Annotated in this window: 21 protein-coding genes and 1 pseudogene; 10 read left to right on the top strand and 12 right to left on the bottom strand. The window is 38.5% G+C overall.

What is annotated here, in order from left to right; translation table 11 throughout:
• Window positions 1–149 precede the first annotated feature (149 nt).
• Window positions 150–785, bottom strand: coding sequence for a TonB-dependent siderophore receptor (locus QE404_RS09985; protein WP_307450066.1), 636 nt, complete (start codon window positions 783–785; stop codon window positions 150–152).
• A gap of 280 nt (window positions 786–1,065) precedes the next feature.
• Between QE404_RS09985 and QE404_RS09990 the strand changes: the two genes are divergently transcribed.
• Window positions 1,066–2,121 (top strand): DKNYY domain-containing protein, encoded by a 1,056-nt coding sequence (locus QE404_RS09990; RefSeq protein WP_307450071.1) that lies wholly within the window; start codon window positions 1,066–1,068, stop codon window positions 2,119–2,121.
• Window positions 2,122–2,297: 176 nt separating this feature from the next.
• Here QE404_RS09990 and QE404_RS09995 read toward each other — a convergent pair whose 3' ends face one another.
• From QE404_RS09995 to QE404_RS10025, 7 genes are all read right to left on the bottom strand, one after another.
• A complete protein-coding gene (locus QE404_RS09995) occupies window positions 2,298–3,092 on the bottom strand; it encodes a hypothetical protein (RefSeq protein ID WP_307450075.1) in 795 nt (264 codons plus the stop codon).
• A gap of 23 nt (window positions 3,093–3,115) precedes the next feature.
• A complete protein-coding gene (locus QE404_RS10000; protein ID WP_307450078.1) occupies window positions 3,116–3,916 on the bottom strand; it encodes a hypothetical protein in 801 nt (266 codons plus the stop codon).
• 2 nt (window positions 3,917–3,918) lie between these two features.
• Window positions 3,919–4,707: a hypothetical protein gene (locus tag QE404_RS10005; RefSeq protein WP_307450080.1), complete on the bottom strand. Its 789-nt coding sequence runs from the start codon at window positions 4,705–4,707 to the stop codon at window positions 3,919–3,921.
• A 46-nt stretch (window positions 4,708–4,753) separates the two neighbouring features.
• Window positions 4,754–4,879 (bottom strand): hypothetical protein, encoded by a 126-nt coding sequence (locus QE404_RS10010; protein ID WP_307453864.1) that lies wholly within the window; start codon window positions 4,877–4,879, stop codon window positions 4,754–4,756.
• 89 nt (window positions 4,880–4,968) lie between these two features.
• Window positions 4,969–5,412 (bottom strand): hypothetical protein, encoded by a 444-nt coding sequence (locus QE404_RS10015; RefSeq protein WP_307450084.1) that lies wholly within the window; start codon window positions 5,410–5,412, stop codon window positions 4,969–4,971.
• 102 nt (window positions 5,413–5,514) lie between these two features.
• Window positions 5,515–6,045 carry an RNA polymerase sigma factor gene (locus QE404_RS10020; protein ID WP_307450087.1) on the bottom strand — a complete coding sequence of 177 codons (531 nt, stop codon included), beginning with the start codon at window positions 6,043–6,045 and terminating at the stop codon, window positions 5,515–5,517.
• Window positions 6,046–6,811: 766 nt separating this feature from the next.
• Window positions 6,812–7,516, bottom strand: coding sequence for a nitroreductase family protein (locus QE404_RS10025; RefSeq protein ID WP_307450090.1), 705 nt, complete (start codon window positions 7,514–7,516; stop codon window positions 6,812–6,814).
• A gap of 107 nt (window positions 7,517–7,623) precedes the next feature.
• Between QE404_RS10025 and QE404_RS10030 the strand changes: the two genes are divergently transcribed.
• From QE404_RS10030 to QE404_RS10045, 4 genes are all read left to right on the top strand, one after another.
• Window positions 7,624–8,013, top strand: a complete 390-nt coding sequence (locus QE404_RS10030; protein ID WP_307450093.1) for a winged helix-turn-helix transcriptional regulator — start codon at window positions 7,624–7,626, stop codon at window positions 8,011–8,013.
• A 171-nt stretch (window positions 8,014–8,184) separates the two neighbouring features.
• A complete protein-coding gene (locus QE404_RS10035; protein WP_307450096.1) occupies window positions 8,185–9,252 on the top strand; it encodes a metallophosphoesterase in 1,068 nt (355 codons plus the stop codon).
• A gap of 246 nt (window positions 9,253–9,498) precedes the next feature.
• Entirely contained in the window at window positions 9,499–10,524 is a 1,026-nt protein-coding gene (locus tag QE404_RS10040) for an SDR family oxidoreductase (RefSeq protein ID WP_307450097.1), read from the top strand.
• Window positions 10,525–10,526: 2 nt separating this feature from the next.
• Window positions 10,527–11,096: a Crp/Fnr family transcriptional regulator gene (locus QE404_RS10045; RefSeq protein ID WP_307450100.1), complete on the top strand. Its 570-nt coding sequence runs from the start codon at window positions 10,527–10,529 to the stop codon at window positions 11,094–11,096.
• A 269-nt stretch (window positions 11,097–11,365) separates the two neighbouring features.
• Here QE404_RS10045 and QE404_RS10050 read toward each other — a convergent pair whose 3' ends face one another.
• The 3 genes from QE404_RS10050 to QE404_RS10060 form a co-directional block, all read right to left on the bottom strand.
• On the bottom strand, window positions 11,366–13,708 hold the full coding sequence (locus QE404_RS10050; protein ID WP_307450102.1) for a TonB-dependent receptor domain-containing protein: 2,343 nt from the start codon (window positions 13,706–13,708) through the stop codon (window positions 11,366–11,368).
• A 98-nt stretch (window positions 13,709–13,806) separates the two neighbouring features.
• Complete coding sequence (locus QE404_RS10055; protein ID WP_307453866.1) at window positions 13,807–14,388, bottom strand: hypothetical protein; 582 nt, start codon at window positions 14,386–14,388, stop codon at window positions 13,807–13,809.
• Between the two features lie 23 nt (window positions 14,389–14,411).
• Window positions 14,412–14,873: a hypothetical protein gene (locus QE404_RS10060; protein ID WP_307450108.1), complete on the bottom strand. Its 462-nt coding sequence runs from the start codon at window positions 14,871–14,873 to the stop codon at window positions 14,412–14,414.
• Window positions 14,874–15,183: 310 nt separating this feature from the next.
• Between QE404_RS10060 and QE404_RS10065 the strand changes: the two genes are divergently transcribed.
• From QE404_RS10065 to QE404_RS10085, 5 genes are all read left to right on the top strand, one after another.
• Entirely contained in the window at window positions 15,184–15,621 is a 438-nt protein-coding gene (locus QE404_RS10065; protein WP_307450110.1) for a nuclear transport factor 2 family protein, read from the top strand.
• A 197-nt stretch (window positions 15,622–15,818) separates the two neighbouring features.
• On the top strand, window positions 15,819–16,763 hold the full coding sequence (locus QE404_RS10070; protein ID WP_307453868.1) for a sensor histidine kinase: 945 nt from the start codon (window positions 15,819–15,821) through the stop codon (window positions 16,761–16,763).
• A complete protein-coding gene (locus QE404_RS10075; protein WP_307450115.1) occupies window positions 16,760–17,539 on the top strand; it encodes a LytR/AlgR family response regulator transcription factor in 780 nt (259 codons plus the stop codon). The genes QE404_RS10070 and QE404_RS10075 overlap by 4 nt, the downstream gene beginning before the upstream one ends.
• Window positions 17,540–17,637: 98 nt before the next feature.
• Window positions 17,638–18,021, top strand: coding sequence for a hypothetical protein (locus QE404_RS10080; protein WP_307450118.1), 384 nt, complete (start codon window positions 17,638–17,640; stop codon window positions 18,019–18,021).
• Window positions 18,018–19,097 (top strand): alpha/beta hydrolase, encoded by a 1,080-nt coding sequence (locus QE404_RS10085; protein WP_307450119.1) that lies wholly within the window; start codon window positions 18,018–18,020, stop codon window positions 19,095–19,097. Before QE404_RS10080 ends, QE404_RS10085 begins: the two co-directional genes overlap by 4 nt.
• 200 nt (window positions 19,098–19,297) lie before the next feature.
• Here QE404_RS10085 and QE404_RS19335 read toward each other — a convergent pair.
• A pseudogene (locus QE404_RS19335) lies at window positions 19,298–19,573 on the bottom strand (DDE-type integrase/transposase/recombinase); the annotation flags it as partial.
• Window positions 19,574–19,968 lie beyond the last annotated feature (395 nt).

Raw genomic sequence — 19,968 nt, forward strand, 5'->3', positions numbered from 1 at the left:
AAGCATCAGAATATTGATATTTGAACTTCCAGGCTTCCAGTTATTACGATTCCGCACCAAAACCAGATTTCCCTGTTATGGTAAAATACTAAATATAAAACTGGAAATCAGCTTCATGGGCAAATCAAAATATGTCATAAACCTTTGCATTAGGCAGCATTCAGACGTGCTAAAAAAGTCTTGCCTGCATTTAAAGGCGTATTGATATCTACCGTAACGCGGTTACTGCTCCAGCTTCCTGCGATATACCCTATTTCCCCTTTGAAATGATTGAAGGGCTTTTTGGTCACCCGGTTGACAAATCCTCCGTATCCTACCAGCAATGCAGAACCGAATAATGTCCCTGAGGGCCCTTTGATGACCTCAATAGCTTCCAGGTTAACAGGGTCCGAAAGAGAAACAAAATTAGTGGCCATCCCGTTCCGGAGCGCTCCGGCTGAAGCATTGGAACTGAATCCGCGCATGGTAAGCCCTAATCCTATACCTCCGCTGCCTACATTTACGGACACATTATTAACGCCCGGCAGAAGGTTTAATGAACTCTGCAGGTCCGTGGCCACCTGCTGCTGCATCAATTCTCTTGGCAGGACAGTATAGACCTGTGGGTTTTCGAGATTTTTAAGCGGCATCCTGGCCACATAATCAGATTTCTTTTCTGCATATTTCCTGATCCCGGAAACAATAACTTCATCAATAATTTTTGAGTGAGCCACAGTGTCTTTTTGTTGTTGCGCAAAGGCTAAAAATCCCGGTAACAGAACTACCGGACAGAATAATTTCTTCATACTTTGTTTTGATGCAAAGATATTATTTTTATTAATTCTAAATAAATTTAATGGCAGAAATTATTAAAATATGTTAAAATTTAAATGATTTTATTTTAAAAAAGAATAATATTCACAGACATCTATATCTCTAATCATTGATATCAATTGAATACACGTTTTAAGTTTATGAGAAAATTGTGGATCATATCAACAGAAGTAGTTCATGCCAACAATATGGTAAAATTCTATATCTTAGTATGAGAAAGACTTTTATCAAAACTCCTAATCACAATGCACTATGAAAAACTATGTTTTCTTTCTGGCCCTTATTTTACTCAGCATCTGTACTTCATGCCGTAATATTGGCAAGCTGGCCAACGAGCAGAAATCAAGGTCTTACTTTATCGATTCCAAAGGAAAAGTTTCTTATTGTATGAATGGCAACTGGTTCAGTTTAGGCATATCCCCCATGCCGGAAGCCGATGCACAATCGTTTGAAGTACTGGCAGAGGATATAGCCCGGGATAAAAATGCCGTCTATTTTTGTGCAATAAAACAAAAGCAGGTAGACCGGAATTCTTTTTATGTTGACAAGAAGATCCCCAAAGATCGTTTTCATGTCTATTATATTCTTCAGCACTATGGCTTTAAAATTATTGAAGGTGCAGATCCGAAGACTTATGAACTGATAGACAACCATCCAAACTGGGCAAGGGATAGAAGTCATTACTTCTATTCTGATAAGTTAGTACATGCGGACCGGAAAACCTTTGCATTCATCAATAGCTTTTTTATGAAAGATAAAGATTCCGTGTATACAACACCTAATACCGGAGGCTTTAAATCAATCCTTCCTAATTCTGGAAATGCTGAAGCTGTTAATGACTATTACATGAGATTCGGGAATACCATCTACTATCCTTCTTTTCAGCAGGGTTCTGATGGTACAACCAGGTCCTTCGACTCAATACATGCCATCCGTGTGATTAATGAGCAAACTATTTGCGTAAACAATAAAGACATACTTATCTTGGGCAAAAATTTTAAGTATGCTGAAGTTGATGCGCCTTCCTTCCAGCTACTGACTTTTGATGGTGATCAAGATGATGCGTATATGTTCAGCTATTATTCAAAAGACAAAAACCATGTCTATTATGACCAGGAAGTTATTCCTGGTGCTGATGTAAAAACGTTTATCCTCATCGGCCGTGATTTCGGAAAAGATGACAAAAATGCCTATTTCCAAAATAAACTGCTGAAAGGCGTGGATGCAACCAGTTTTAAGAAAGAAGGAAATTATTATAAGGATAAGCTGGGGAATAAATTCAGTGCTCTGACGGGGAATAAGGTGTAAAATTTTGCTGCTCTCTGTGTATTATTCATCGAATTTCCAATCTGAATTCCCCGCAAGACATATCCTTTATAAAAGTAACTTGCATCTAATTACATACATAATATGAAAACTGATTTTTCCATCTCTCAACAACTGCCATGATAAGCGGAATCTCATGCATGGTAGCCATTAAAAATTTACTGAATTTTAATGATCGTAATACTTGACAGGCTGGTATTATCAAAATTCACCGTTCCATTATAATTTGTTCCATTCTTATAACGCTGCGAGAGGAATGTTAAAGTATCTCCCGATGATATATAGGCATACGAATTTGAGCCAAAAGCGAACCTCCCGTTGATATTTACACGTGATGGATTATATTGCGGGACCAGAGTAATAATCTTTGCAGAAGCAAGATTACTATTAACATTAAAATACAGATAATCCGCTACTCTGGACTGGTCGACAGCCGGGTTTTGTTTTAATGCGAGATTAACGGAAATCAGATAAAGCCCTGTTTGTTTAATTAACAAAGAATTATCGGTCACTTTCTCAAAAATGGAAGGATCATCATTGAATACCTGTGTACCAAAAATATCAATTGTCACCGTTTGTGTAGTTGTGCCGGGGTTAAAATTCGTCGTACTGGAAGGAAGATTGTTGAATTTTACGGCTTTCGCTTTAGTGGAATTCAGTTCTGCCGGTAAATTCCATTGATTATTGGCCCAAACATACAGGCCCGGGAAAACTGCGGTACTGGAAGTTCCCGAGGTAGCCGTATTAAAAACCAAGACCCCCTCCGGGACAGTGCCCGATAATGGGGCCTTGGTATCAGTAGATGTCAATGCAACCCTGGGGATTAATACGCCTTTGCTTAAAGAAGTAATATCTAATGCTGATGATGATATGGGACTGGACGTTCCGATGCCGACCTGTCCTAAAATTTTTGCAACGAGCAGCAGTGTGATTATTGTATATATTTTTTTCATTGTTTTTTGGTTTACCTGATTATTTAACGAATCCTCTGTATTGAAATACTTGAATCCCCACTTTGGAGAAACCTTACCTCGGCTGTACCATACCCGTTGGAATAGGTGCCGTCTGTTTTTTTCACTTGCAAAGTCAACACATCCCCGCCGTTTAAGTTCAGATACTCGGTAAAAGAGTGGGAAAACAGCCCTCTGCCATTTGTAACCAAATTGGTGTATCCCGGTGATATGACCTGCTGTGTTCCCGCTGCTATTCCGTTAACGAACACCTGAGCAGATAAGGACAGGCGTCCTTCATCACCCCCATCTTTCTTATCGAATGACAGCAATGACGAGATGGCATATAAACCGGCCCTGTTTATGGTCACGGATTGATTTGCCGTATTTACAGTGTATATCGAATTGCTTTCATTGATGATTTTATTGCCGAAAATCTTCACGTTTTGCCAGGCAGTTGTATTATAGTTAGTCGATGATTCTGAGTTGGTATACTTCATGAATACAGTATTCAGGTTTGTATTAAGATTCGTCCACTGTTGGTCGGCAGCACTCCACCAGTGCAGTCCCGGTGATACTGCATTGGGAAAATTCCCTGTTGTCGCCGTATTGAATACAATAGTTCCGGTAGGAATGGATGAAGCCAGCGGTGAGGTGGAAGTTCGGGAGGTCAGGGCGATTCTGGGAAATAAAATCCCTTTTGTAGAAGATTCTATCTGCAGACTTACGCCATCCGACACAGTGGACGTATTGATGCCTACTTGGGCTATAGCCGTAGATGAAGCAAATACGGCTACTATATGTATCGCTGATAAATAGTTTTTCATAGTTATCTGATTTTTTCAATTGAAATGGTAGAAGTATTGACATTTTTAAAGCGTACATCAGTTGAGGGATCAATTTCGTATGTCCTTACCCTTAATGTATAGCCAGCGACATTTATAGGAACATAAATAACATACGACCTGCCGTTAGGAAAATTATCTTCTTCCCCGTCCTCATTATCCCATCTTCCCGGAACGTAAATATTATCCGAGACAATATTATCGCTATTATTCACGACGATTTCCACCCCGAAATTGTCTGCTCCGCCACTGGAGGCCAGGTCCAGATTTAATATCACCTTGTAGTAACCAATTTCGTTGATTCTGAGCGTTGTTGCATTAATCTTTTCATATAAAGCGGTATTATTGTTGAACCGTACATTGGCAAATAGATCCGCATAGATTCCGTTTCCTGCATTGATGTCTGTTGTATTATCCTGATTGGAAAAGAGTGCAGTTTCATTGGATAACTTCTGGGTTATTTTCTGCCATAACAGATTGGTATTGTCCCAGAAATAAAAGCCGGGCGTAACGGCAGTTGTGCCGCTACCTGCAGTTGCAGTATTATAAATGATGAGTCCCGTAGTTGCTGTTCCTGTCAACGGGGAAAATGTAGTGGTAGATGAGAGGGATATACGGGGAATTAGCAGCCCTCCGTAATAGGCTTGCCCGGGATTGGGCTGGCTTTCTATTTGCAAAATGATGTTTGCATCTACATTCTTTGTGCCTATGCCCACCTGCCCAAAAAGGGTTATGCTGGCAAAAAAAAGCATGTATAAGTATATTTTTTTCATTTGATCTGTGTGATATTGGATAAGAATTATTAAGAGATTAACACTTTCAGTAAATGGTCGGGATGTAAAATCCTACTTTGATGAAGTCATGGATGCGACTCCCATTCAGGAGATCATCGCTCTTTTCCCAATTGCTGAAATTGCCCATTCCAGAGGTTTCCGGACCTTGCATTGAGCATTAAAAGTATCTATGTACTCCAGGATTTTCTGCTTTTGTGTGCAGTCTCTCCCTGTATTATTAATGGTACTGTACAGAACCTTTCAGCCAGAACTCCAGTTAAAAACTGTTACCGGAACGTTTATGCCAGAAGAAATATTGTTAAGCAGAAAAGGTTGTTGAGTAGGACTGGTAACATCAGAGACAGGATCTTCTTTCAGGAATATTTTCCTTAACTCATCATGGAAAAACTGATCGATTATTGATGCAGCATTTTCAGGGAGCTTTATTTCTGACCTGCCTTTAAGAATTACCGGTTGAAGATTTTCGTTAGCCCAAAACGATTCCGGTTTAATGAAATGACCGTAAGTTAACAAACCCGTGAAACTAAAGATCATAATCAATGTATTTCCGCCCTGCTTGCCGTGAAGCTTTTTCTTAGGTTTTTTATCTCCGATACTCGTGTTAATGTTGTTCCACATCTTTTTGATCTCTTTCTGGCTGAGAGGAGATAGATCTTGATGGTCATTAGTTTTTTTCTTTTTCATGGCAAATTAAATTTCCTTTCTATTATGTAATAGGAAGAGAAAAGTAAAATCACACCCCTATACTATTTATTTTTAACAAAATTTAATATAATTTAACTATAATTAACTAGTAAGCTTGGATTTTAGAAATTGGATGGCTTTGTGGATCTGATTTTCCACGGCAGATCTTGATATATTCATTTCGGAAGCAATCTGCTTTTGCGTTTTGCCTTCAATCTTATTCGCTAGGAGAATCATTTTCCGTTTGTACGGCAGTGTTTCTATGGCAGCATGCAGCTGGTCCAGCTGAAATTCTCTTTTAAGTTTTTGTTCGAGTGCCTCTTCAGATTCATCCGGTAAATACAGGTTGAGCTCTTCTATATAAAATGTTGTACCCTGGCCGGGAAGACGCTTGTAAAATTTTGAAATAGCCTGCCGACAGGTTTTGTTGATGATCGCTTCTATTTTCTCCGGGATCAGATTTTTCCTGTAGCTCCAGAGATGGATAAAAACTTCCTGTGTAATTTCAATCGCATGATTTCTTTCCCTTACTTTTCTGAGAATAAGGCTGAATATAAGCTGATTGTATATCTGAAATATCTCCTCAAAAGAGTACTTCTGTTTAAATTCATCATTGTCTGCTGATAATAACATATACAGGAATTATATTAATTTAGATAATTTTAGATGCTTTTTGACCTTAGAACACTGGACCAAAACAATACAATAGATTATTGAAACCGGTCTTTTCAGTAAATCTATTGGAAGTGTAGCATGTATTCAAAAAATGAAAATTTGAATACCAATAATAAACCATCAGAAATCGAAAAAAATCAAGCTGACCATATCTGCAAGACCATAGGCCATATATCATTTTTTAACAAAACAGATTTTGAAATGTTGCAAAAATGAAAATAAAATTGATTATCAAACGCTTCAGGTAGTTTGACAGGTAGTTCGGAAATTGGGGGTTTGCCAGTGTTTTTTATCAGCTTTTCATGAATTCAGGGGGACTGTGGATAAACAACCAGATGCTCCTGAGAAGTCGGCCGCGTAATGTTTACAATCTTAAAGCTTAAAACAATTAAATTAAAATCAGGTCTTGATTCTTGCTGTTGAAATTGATTCATCGTTTGTGTTTTGATACTAATTTAGATATAAATTTTTAATATTTTACATCCTTGTAAAAATTTTATTAAAATTTATTATACCACTATAAGGCTGGTACAGAATGTAATAAGTATGATCTCCCAGTGATACAATGATTACTTTGTTCACAGTGACCGATTATCAGTAAATTCATGAAGTATCAGTAAGCCTGTTCTGTATACAATGATAAAAACAGCTCCGTAAAAGAGCCAATGCTCCGGAATAAAAAAACCGCAACATAATGCTGCGGCTAAAGTCATGGACTGATTTTTTATTCAGATTTTTGTGCAAAATCGTCAAGATTCATAGGCTTCGGCAGATCCACATTATCGGATGAATCCGCTAATGTCATCTCGGTAATGAACAGTTCTTTCGGTGTACGTACCTTTTTCATATTAACCAGCCAATCCTGTTCGCTTTCCCTGTATCCCAAAGGAAGTATGACAGTACTTTTATACCCGGTCCCTTTTAAGTTCAGCAACTCATCCAGTTTTTCGGGCAGAAATCCTTCAATGGGTGTAGCATCCACTTTCTGTTCAGCGGCAGCAGCGATGGCCATGGCAAAAGATATATAGCTCTGCTTCGCCGCATGGTGGGCCTGCCACTCCTGTCCGGAACGCTCGTAAAGATCCAGTATCACCTGCTTGTAACTATCCATAGTTTCATGAGGCAGTCCGCGCTCATCCATCATATAATTGAACACCCTGGAGATCCTTTCATCAGAATATCCGTCCCATGCAGCGAAAACCAGCAGGTGCGAACAATCGGTGATCTGGCTCTGATCATAGGCAACCAGCCTTACACGCTCCAATAAAGCTTTATCTGAGATGACAATCACCTTATACTGCTGCAATCCTGATGAAGATGGCGCCAGGCGCGCGGCCTCTAATATATAATCCAATTTTTCCTGAGGGATCTTTTCGCCATTCATTTTCTTGGTCGCATAGCGCCACTCCAGATCTTTCAATAAACTCATAACACTTATTTTTTTAACAAAGGTAGATTTATCTGATGACAATAAGTAACTTTGTAACCAAAAGTAATGGTGACAAACGAGTCACTATTGTGACATAAAGGTAACCTATGCAAACAGAAAATACAGACCCATCATATCCGCCCTTCGATGAATGCCTTAAAAAGGTACGGGCAATTGATGATACGATGGAGCTATTGGCCGGAAAATGGAAATTATCCATTTTAGCCAGGCTCTGCTATAAACCGATGCGCTATTCGGAAATCTTGAATGACATTGAACCATTGTCCGGCAAGGTACTCAGCCGCGAATTGAAAGATCTGGAAATAAACGGCCTGATTAACCGCCATGTAAGCGATACCAAACCACCTGCGGTTACCTATAGTGTTTCAGATTACGGGATGTCTCTGAGAGAACTTTCAGACAAGATCGCTGAATGGGGTTTGCTGCACCGCGACCGGATCAGGAGTTCTTTTAAGAAAAATGAGGCCGGAAAATAACCGTAAATCAAGGCATATTTATGGGAAAAGATCTACAGGAACCTCAGTTAATGCTTCACAGATGAGTATTATCTCGCTGAAATTATTTTTTCTTAAAATTCGGATTTTGTAGACAGAGTCCGTAAAAATAAGTACATTTAATCATTACGTTTAATGAGCAATAAATTGAAAATGAAAAAATATTTATTCTTAATCGCCATGCTGATTTGTAGCGTGGCAGGTTTTGGACAAGAGCTTTATGACGGACCGTATGTATCCTATGAAGGTGGGAGGGCCTGGAACCGAAGCGTAACCAATGGTGTTGCCTCCAGAAATGAAATAAAAGGAGGAAAAGTTCAGGTACATTTTGCAGATCCGAAACTGAATTTTTCGGTTTCCCTAAAAAAATCGTTACAGAATGAACCCTCTGTCTTCGAGCAACCGGCAAAAATGTTCGTGGTTTCTGATATAGAGGGAGAGTTTAATGGATTCAGAAATCTGCTGATTGCCAATAAGGTGATCGATGAACAGTACAACTGGATGTATGGGAAGGGGCATCTGGTCATCTGCGGGGACCTGTTCGACCGCGGACCTGCGGTAACCGAGACGATGTGGCTGATCTACAGGCTGGAGGGGCTGGCTAAAAAAGCAGGTGGCTATGTGCACACTATTTTGGGAAACCATGACATCATGAACCTGTCAGGAGATCTGCGTTATGTGCATTCCAAATATCCGGAGAGCGCAAAGCTGATGGGCGTAGACTATATGGCACTGTTTGATCAGAATTCGGAGCTTGGAAGATGGCTCAGGACGAAGAATACGATTGAGAAAATCGGGGACAACCTGTGTATGCATGCGGGCGTTTCACCGGTGATTAATGAGCTGGGATATTCAGTAGAACAAATCAATACATTATGCCGTCCATTTTATGATCGGGTGAAGGTGCTCCAGGGCGTAGGTGACCCGAAGATCGATCCCTTTTTTATGGGGAAAAGTTCGTTATTCTGGTACAGGGGATATTTCTTTGAGCCCAAAGCGACCGAAGAAGAGGTTTCAAAAACCTTAGCAATATTCAAGGTAAAACGGATTATTGCAGGCCACACAATTGTTAAAGGAAACATAGCCTTCTACTATGGTGGGAAGGTATTGGGTATAGATGTGAACCGGCATGGCGGCGATCACCAGGCAGCCGTATACGAAAACGATGATTGGTTTGCGGTGAATGATAAAGGCGAAAGGCGGGTGATAAAAAACCAGTAGAAGTATCCATTATCTTTGGGTATACAATTGTTAAATGGTTTATTTTTCAATATAACGAAACTACATTTTCCTTTTCTTAAGCATTCTTTTCAGGCGATAATTATCCCGTAAAAATAGATAGACACAGGTATTCCTGCCATGGGTAAATTATTTAGGAATTGCAATCGTAGAGTTTCTGTATTTTTTAACAAATGGTAATTGGCGCCGTTTGTATATTGTCCAATTTTGTATCAAATCATTTATGTTATGGATACAAAAAAAGTCTTATTAACCGGCATCAGCGGTTTTCTGGGAGCACATACGGCCATCAGGCTTTTGGAAAAAGGATACCACGTAAAAGGTACATTGAGAGATCTCAACAGGGCACCATCAATCAAAGAAGTTATTGCAAAACATACCCGTTTTGTAGATCGCTTATCCTTTGCAGAAGCAGACTTGAGTACCGGCAATGTATGGTCTGATCTGATGGAGGGTATGGATTACGTACAGCATATTGCGTCCCCATTTCCCAGAGAAATGCCCAAGCACGAGGATGAACTGATTCTTCCGGCCAAAGAAGGTGTATTGCATATTTTAAATGCAGCAGCTTCGTACAAGATAAAACGGGTGGTATTGACCTCTTCAGGAGCAGCAGTTGTATATGGTAAAACTAAAGAACAGCTTCAACAGATCATGGATGAGTCGGTATGGACGGATATAAATTGTGCGAAAGACCTTACTCCTTATTTTAAGAGCAAAACGATAGCAGAAGCTACTGCCTGGAAATTTATGAAAGAAAATCCTTCAGAAATGGAATTGGTAACGGTATTACCGGGCGCTATTCTGGGACCTGTACTGGAAAATGATTACGGTACTTCAGCAAATATTGTCGTCAAGCTGATGGATGGCAGCATGCCCGCTGTTCCGAAGATCGGTTTTGAAATCATAGATGTACGGTCTGTTGCAGATGCCCTCATTAAAGCCATGGAAGTCCCATCCGCAGCCAATAACCGTTATCTGCTGTCTTCAGGGTTTTTGATGCTGAAGGATATCGCTGAAATACTTAAAAAAGCCTATCCGAAAAACAAAATACCGACGAAAGAACTGCCCAATTTTATCATCAAACTTTTTTCTAAATTTGATTCTTCTTTGCAACCTGTTATGGTTGATCTGGGTGTAAAGAGAAGAGTGAATGTCAACAAAGCCAAAACTGAGTTAAACTGGCAGCCGATACCACCAGAAGAGGCTGTCTTGTCATGCGCCAGAAGCCTTTTTGAACAAGGAATCTTATAATTATGGAAAAACTTCTGTCAACACTTGCCTTCGGAGGGATTTTATCTGATCGTGACCTCCGCCAATTCGCTTCCTATTTTGAGGAAAAAGTTATAAAAGCAGGTGATTTTGTTCAAAGATATAATGATATCGCACGGGAAGTTGCTTTCGTGGAAAAGGGTATCCTTAGAATGTACTCACCACAGATCGATGGTCATGAGGTTACGAAATACTTTATCCGGGAAGGACAATTTACCGTTGACCTGGAGAGTTATTATACTGCTAAGGCTTCTACGGAGTCCATCCAATGTGTCACAGACTGTACCATTTATTTGATCAGCAAAACAACAATTGAAAAATTAAGCAATGAGATTCCCAATCTTTATATCTATATTAAGACGATCACGGAAATGAGCCTGCTGAATAAGATAAAAGATAATGACTTTTTGAATTTCGGGGATGCTAAAACCAAGTATTGCGAATTTATCAGACGGTATCCGGATCTGGCTTTGCTTGTTCCGCAACAGTATATTGCTTCTTATCTTAAAATCACTTCTCAATCCCTAAGCCGGATACGTCGAAATCTAAAATAGCATATACATCTACTACACCAGAATTACCAGATAGAGAGGCCGTCATAAGGATATTGTATACAGCACAGAATCACCAGGCAGCCGTATACGAAAACGATGATTGGTTTGCGGTGAATGATCAAGGCAAAAGGCGGGCGATAAAAATCAGTAGTAAAAAAATTGTCAGATTTTCCGGAGTCTGTTTTGAGCTTTTTATCCACATTACATATTATGATTTTACGTGGATCATATCACCGGATTTTCTGCATCCCCTCTATATTTGTATTGCTTCAGTTCGCTCTGTTCTTTTCGTCAAACCTCAGCTGCCGCCCTTCTCTTAGTTTGCGTTTTCCAATGTTATAGGTAAGGGATACGGAAAGACTCCTTCCGTCGTAGTAATTATTAAAGTAATGCATGGAATCTACATAATAAATTTCACCGTGGCTCTTGGCCTGCCTGAAGATATCTGAGACATAAACATTCATCATAAGGTCTTTATTCATCAAACTCAATTTTAGTCCTGCTGTAAAGTTGCCTACAAAATAGGAGTAGGTATTACCCAAGCTGGAAGGAAGGCGGAACCAGTAGTTCATAATCAATTGAACGCTTTTATCCTTTTTTAAAGAAAAACTGTTCCTGATATCAAAGCTTGTACTGTTGCCTTTTCTTGAGGCGGCATCGGTGGCAAAGACCTGTGTCTTCATGTGAGAGAAATATGCCGCATAACTGGCTTCCCAATAGTTTAGGAACGTATCGGAATAATTCAAAGAGATACCCGTACTATTTTTATTGAAAAAGTTATAAAACCGGCTGGTCTTATTCTCACCTTCCAACATGACCAACTGGCCAAAGGCATTTGTTTCCCTCTGGAAGTAGGTGGAAACAGAAAGCTTTCCTTTATACAGGTAAGACAGTTCAAAATTGTGACTGAACGATGGGTTAAGGGTTGGATTGCCAGAATAATAAGAATTGACGTTCGTATACCATCGAAATGGGTTAAGTGCACGGAAGCCTGGCCTGTTGATACGTTTAGAGTAATTGATATTGAAGGTATGATTTTCATTGGCTTTGTAGCTGAGATAGGCTGTGGGAAAAAACTTGCCATATGAATTTTCTGAGCGTTGTCCCGATGAAACAGAGTTTCCGTTGATGATGGCATATTCATATCTCAGCCCGACTTTCGCATTCCATTTTTCACTGAGTTGTCTTTCCATTCCTGCATATACCGCGTAATTCTTTTCATTATAATTGAAAAGATCACTTTTTTGAGGATCAGTAATATAATCCTGGCCGGTAAAGTTCTGGTACTTCAGGTCTGAGTTATTGTCGAAATTGGTGAATTTTATTCCGGCTTCGGTCTTGGCAAATTCAAAAGGCAGCGTAAGGTCGGCCTGACCGGAATAGATCTTATAGTCCAGCCGGGATGGAGTTCTTACAACATAATCATGATCCGAATTATCAACAGTCGTAAAATCGATATTGCTGGTCGGCGTATTGGAGAAGTAATTACCTGTGATGCTCAGCTTGTTGTTCTGCTTTCCAAACTTAAGATCATAGTAAGCGCTTATTGTGGCCTGCCTGTTTTTATCGCGGTGTTCCGCATAGGTCCTTAATGTATTTGTATAGTTTTGATTTTGAAAATAATCTGAAGTATTTGTAATGTCCATTCCTGATTTGCCAGATCCGTAATCAAACACCAATCCAAGACTGGACTTTTTATTAATCTCATAATCCGAACTGAAGTTCAAGCCTCTTCCCTGTCCAAAATCCCTCCTGTCATCAGAACTGTTCAAACCATCCAATCCGACGATCCTGTAATTTTCTGACGAATGTTTCTGGGTATCATTTTGCCTCAGCTTTAAGGAAGTCCGTAGCTTTTTGTTCTGATAGTTCACAGTAGCAGAATTTGCGATTCCCGTATAGGTAGTCTGTATCAGACTGGAGGTCAGGCTACCATTCCATCCCAGGTCTTGATTTTTCTTTAACACAATATTAATGAGGCCGCTGTTCCCCTGTGCTTCATATTTTGCAGGTGGTGCTGTAATGACTTCTATTTTTTCAATACTCTCTGAGCGAATACTCCTGATATAGTTGATAAGATCAGGTCCGGAAAGGTTCAGCATCTGCTCATTGACCATCACCGCAACACCACTTTTGCCAATCATCGTTATTCCTCCATTCTCATCTGCTTTTATCTGTGGGGTCATGTCCAACGCCTGCAGGCCATCCATGCCTTGTGAGGCTATCGAATTTGACAGGTTAAAGATCAGGCGGTCCGCCTTTCTTTCGATCAGCTTTTTTCTTACTGTCACTGTGACACCTTCTATTTGTTTTTCATTGCCATCAGTTACTAACAGGTCATGCTTTATATTACCATTAACATCTATCTGTGCCTGATAGATTGTCTTTCCATCATATATGCATTCCATGCTATACGTTCCATATTCAGCTAATTTCAGGTTAAAATATCCGTTGGCGTCTGAAATTGCAGACTGTTTATATTGACCCTTCCTGGCAATGATCTCCGCATAAGGAATTGTACTTTTGGATTGCCTGATTGTTCCACTGATACTTTGCGATAAGGCGAACAAGGGCATTAGCAATGTAAGTGACAAGGATATTTTTTTAAGCATGGCTGTCGTTGTAAGGGTTGTATTAGTATGACAATCCTGTGTGGTCGTTCATTACATTTTCATACATTTATCAGACCTACTCCGTCAGCCGGGATTAATTATCTGTAGTTTAAAATCTCCACCCTGGTAACGCCCGCCTGATCCCTGTTCCTATTATTTTCAAAGGTTAATTTTATTGTTCTGTCCGGAGAAACCCTTATACGTACCGGACGTGGCTGTTCTGTAATTCCTATCAGTGGCTGTTCATCTGTAATAGGCCCAAAATAGCGGGTAAAATCTCCAACAACCAGAGAATCTGTAATGGTTTCAGGAATAAGCAGTATAATTCCAGTCTCCACCTCATTGGAGGTATTATTATTTTTATAATATTGTATGATGATATCCTGCCTATTTTGCTCTTTGGCTGGGTCATATATGACCAATGGCAATTCAATTGCATATTTTTTGTGGACAGACATCATGGCTGCCTCATTAAATTCTGCCGCAGGAAGTTTTACCAGAGAATCTAAATAAGTGAGGAATATCCAGGCCTTGCTATTCTTCATTTCCCTGACTTCCGGAAGATTTGTTCCGCTTCTGTGACTTTGAACATGCTCTCTCTTGCAGCTTAGGAAACAGCTTAATATCAGAACAGGTATAATATAGTAAAGGACTTTCAATATAATCGGTGCGTTTTTCATTTGAAATTGATATTAAAAGACAGTTATCGATTCAGGTCATTTTTTTGATTGAGGATATCCAGTAATTCATTCTTGTCAATATCCAAAACATCAGTATCGATGGTCATTGACAGTGATGGATCGTAACTATAAACCAGGATCTTGGAATGTCTTCCACTTGACATCTGTACGGATTTTATCGTACAGTAGGAGATTTCATTCCAGCCTAAAGATTTTTGCTTTGATATATTGCTGCAAATTCCAGAGTCATCAATTTCCAGTGCAGCCACATTGTTTAAACTTTTTATAAAACGACGCATGTATACCAAAAGATTAAAAATAAGTGCAGTCAGAGCTGCAAACACAATTACTTTAATCATCAAACTTTTTCCAGATGCTACAGTATGGTTATGAAATATCATAATACAGCCTATGCAAAGCCCTGCAAAGTTTAACAGTAGGTTTGCAAAAATCTCAGATTTTTTAAATTTGATTTTTATCGTCATCTGCCGTTTAGTTTATCGCCTTAAATTAAGGATTTTATCCTAATGGATACTATTAATGAGTTTTCCGAAGACCAGTCTTATTGTAAAAGGTAGATGGAATACCATCCGAATATTAAAAAGAAAATAGTAGGCAGGAAAATTATACATTTAACCGGTCACCTCATTTCGCTTTAAACAATTACCTGTCGGGTCATACCGGCTATTCTGATCTTTATAATACCCTGGAATTATGACCATTACCTTCCTGATGGGAATGAATTATTTAATTTTTTCCAGAAAATATTTTTTATATTTATTGTATATAAAATCAATGATGGAAAATATACGGAACATTGCAGATGAATTCAATTCAAATTATGAAAAACTATGGAATGCATTTGACTTCGACAGCTTGTCTAACCTCTATTCAGAGCACTCCATACTGGTTGGATATGAAATTGTTCAAGATCGGGGAAATATTATAAAAAGTTTAGAACAAATTGTCGATCAGGGGTGGACAACCATTAAAATCCAGACTCAGCTGGTATCATCAGTAGATCCGGATACGATTCTGGTTGCTAATATCTATGAAGCGTTCAATTCTAAAAATACAGAACAGCAAAGCATGAAAACAAAATCCAGCCATGTTTTAAAAAGAATCGGAGATGCCTGGCAGACCGTTATGCATTCTGCCTTTCAGAATCCGGGGTATTCTTACATGTTGCTGTCAAGCCAGTATTTTCAAATTTTTCATGTATACGGATTTTAACTGCGCACAGTAAAAAAGTAGTTTTTCTAATGAGTTGTTAATTGTATTATTTCACCACCAACTTTTACCGCTTCACCTATTTATTATATCATCGGTTTTAATATTTTGCTTTCTTTGTATTAATGAATAAGAATGAGAGAAAAATATATCTTTATAGTGCCTTTTTGATCACACTAATGGTCAATTCTGCAAAATTGATGGCCCTTAACAGTGATGGGATTATCGCCCGTTACTGGCAGTTCAATATTGGGGAATATGGCTATCAGTTTTTGTATAATATGGGATTCTGCATTTTGTTACTGTATCTCAATCTGTCCCAGGGTAAGTTTCTGAGTGTTTATAGAGAAAACAAACAATATTGGAGACTCTATACATTCAATGTCTTGATTTTGGTGGCAGCTATTATACTGGGAAGCACGATCCATTCTTTACTTTTTGGAACTCCCCAACTTACAGGAGGAAGAATCAGAGGATATTTTGCCCGGTTTTTGCTCAGCAGTATCATGATTGCAGTCGTTATCCGCCTTATTCTTCTGATGCGTGAAAGCAGAAATAAGGACCTTATCAACGAACAGCTGAATTCCGCTTACCTTAAGGCACAACTACAATTGCTCCAGGAACAGCTTAACCCGCATTTTCTATTCAATACATTGAGCAGCCTTTCTGCTATAGTAAGAGAAAATCCAAATCTGGCTCAAAACTATATTCTCCATCTTTCCAAAATCTTCAGATATACGCTGGTTCATTCAGGTAACAATATGGTAAGTCTCGAGAAAGAGCTTGAACATCTGAAATCTTATATCCAACTGGTAAAAATGCGGCTGGAAAATGCATTTCAGATTCATGTCAATATCAGCAAAGATTGTATAAATAAACAAATTCTTCATTTATCACTGCAACCCCTGGTGGAAAATGCTGTTAAACATAACAAAGCTACCCTTTCAAATCCTTTAACCGTAGAGATTTTTGAAGAAGACAAATGGCTTATTATCCGAAATAATCTCCAGCCCTCCATCAGTGAGACAGAAGGCACCGGGCTTGGTCTTACCAACCTGAATGAGAGATACAAACTACAACTCCATAAAGAAATAGAGATTTTCCAGACGAAAGAACATTTCATCGTAAAGCTTCCCTTATTATGAAAAAATATTTACATATTGTAATTATCGAAGATGAAGCTGCAACCGCAAGAAATCTTGAGTATATCCTGAAAGAAATCAACCCGGAAATCCAAATTGTGAAGACTTTACCAAGTATAGCAGAAGCAGTGGATTGGTTCAGATTAAACAATAGTGTTTATAATCTTATATTTTCAGACATAAGGCTTTCTGATGGGTTATCATTTGAAATCTTCAGACAGGTAAGCATAAAAAAACCCGTTATTTTTGTTACGGCATATAATGATTATGCTATCGAGGCCTTTCGTAACAACGGCATTGATTATGTGCTAAAACCTTTTGATGGAGAAGAAATACAGCGGACTTTACTTAAATATGACACGCTTATTGCTGATGATTCAAAAAATGGACAGGACAAAACAGAATTTCTACTAAAGGAGCTGCAATATACAACAAGGCAATATAAAAAATCCTTCCTTATTCATTACTGCGGCAGGCTTATCCCTGTTGACGCGGCTAAAATCAATTGGTTCCATACCGCAAATGAAATAGTATATGCACATATGGCTGATGGCAGACAATATGTAATGGAATATACCCTGGAACAGCTGGAACATGAGCTCGATCCTACTCTCTTTTTCCGGGCTAACCGCCAATTCATTATCAACAAGAATTCTGTAGATGCAGTAGAATATTTCTTTAATGGGAGACTGCTGGTCAAAATACATCCGCTACCTCAGGAACAAATCCTTGTCAGTAAGGCAAAAGCGATGCATTTTAGAAAGTGGCTGGATCAATAATGAATTCACCCCGGAATTTAGCAGCCTCATCCTTTTTTATCTTAAAGGAACTAATTGTTCTTGTTACATTTGTTTCATCAAAATTAAAATTTTCCAAGATGATTTTAAAACAAAAACAATGGCCCATTCTTGTGACAGCATTTCTATGTATGACATTTGCAAATGTAACGGCACAGGCAAAAAAATTAAAGGACAGTACTCCCGAACAGCGTGCAAAGATGATGACGGAGTGGATGACAGGTAAATTAGCATTAAATACCAAGCAAGTTGAGCAGGTCTCTGCTCTTAATCTTCAGTATGCCCAAAAGAATGACCCGATTCTGCAAAGTAATGAAGGTAAACTCGCTAAATTCAAAAAACTAAAAGCTTTACAGAAAGAAAAATCCAATGCGCTGAGCCAAATTCTGGATGCAGGACAATACAAGAAATATGAGGAAATTAAAGATCAGATGGTTCAACATATTAAAGACAAAAGAAAATGAAAAAACTATTCTATCCATGGGTAATGATTTTTTTTATTACCACTTCTGCATGCTCTCAAAGCACTAACGACACTGACGAAGCTGCTCCTATTCAGACAAAACTTGGCAACAGCTTTCAGGGACCTATTCAGAAACCGGCATCAGGATATGGCACAGACGGAAATTATGAAGTGGCCGAAATAGACTTTAGTAATCCACAGTATACGGGAACACAGGTTTCAATTTTCTATCCTAAAGGGATTACTTCTCCTCGACCTACTATATTCTTTTCACATCCCTTTGGTGGTGAGGATAAAGAATACAATATAGAGCTGTATAACTTTATTGCCAAAAAAGGTTATGTGGTAGTGTTTGTGCCTTATCGCACCATTGATATCAGTGTTGATCACCGTTACCAAACCCTGTGGGAAGGCTTCATAAAAGCTGCCGCAGATTATCCCAATATTATTGATACTCAGAAAGTAGGCTTTATGGGGCATTCTTTCGGTGGTGGAGCAAGTATTGATCTTGCCTATAAAGCATTTACGGAAAAAGGCTGGGGGCAGAACGGGCGTTTTCTTTTTACTATGGCTCCATGGTATTCTTTTAACTGGAACAGCTCATTAAGTACCCAACAGCAATTGCAAAGTTTTCCTTCTAATACCAAAATGATCACCCAAGTCTATGATGAAGATGATGTAAATGATCACAGGATGGCAATCGATATTTTTAAAAATATCAATATTTCTAATGCTGAAAAAGATTTCGTTTATATTAAATCGTCCACTATTAACGGATATAATTATATAACGGACCACGCAATGCCAAGTTCCCGAAAAGTATTTGATGCGTTGGACTATTATGGTGTATACCGTCTTTTGGATGCCATGATGGATTATAGTTTCAATGGGAACAGCAATGCTAAAAATGTTGCTTTAGGTAATGGTTCCGCTTCGCAGATTACCATGCCTTCCTATAGCGGTCAATCGATGGCTCCGCTTGAAGTTACAGATAATCCTACACCGAAATATCCACAAGGAAAATATCAGTTTCAATGTGGAGACAGTACCAATCCACGAATTTCTTACTGTAATTAAAACATAAAGCATAGCTTTCTGGAAGAACATGAACGGTAAAGAAAGATAAAAAAGGCTTCCCATTGTATGGCAAGTCTTTTTAGTGACGAGAAGGCTACTGCAAATAAATGCATCCAGTTTCCCTACGATATTGACACTATCCCATGAAGTGTGTAAGTTAAAAAGTTTGTGAGATACTACCTCTTTTTTCATTATAGATTTCAACTGTTTCTTATTATTTGTTTCATAATAGGCAAGTCTTTATTGTACTTATCAATATTGAATTCTTGTTTTAAAATACCGTTTATTCTTTCGGACACAGCATTTTCATACGGATCAGCGTTTTGTGTCATACTTGGTTTTATTCTGTTTTTGCTTAATACTTTTTGATATTCATTGGCACAATATTGCAGTCCTCTATCGGAATGATGTATCAAAATTAAATCCTTGTTTTTTCTTTGTTTTATAGCTAATCTTAATGCGACCAAACTACTTTCTGTATTTAAATTATCAGATACATTTTAACCGACGATCTTTTTAGAATAGGCATCTGTTATCAGACTTAGGTAACAAGGTTTGTCTCTTTTCCCTATATAAGTTATATCAGACACCCAGACTTGTTCAGGCTTGTTTATTTCCGGATCTATTATTTGGTTTGGTGTATTTTCTAAAACGATGCGAGTTTGTGGTGATATGATAAGAACGTTTTGAAATGATTAGTAAATGATTAGTTCTAAGGATATCAATAAATTTATCTCGGCCAATTTTTAATGCTTTTAAGTCTTGATGTAATAAATAATATAACTTTTTGGATCCGATTCTAGGCATTTGCTGTCTAATTTCTAAAACCATATCAATAACCAGCCGGGCTTTGTTTTGCTTGTTAAAACGA

Origin of the sequence: Chryseobacterium camelliae, assembly GCF_030818575.1 — a bacterium.
Taxonomy (GTDB): Bacteria; Bacteroidota; Bacteroidia; order Flavobacteriales; family Weeksellaceae; genus Chryseobacterium; species Chryseobacterium camelliae_A.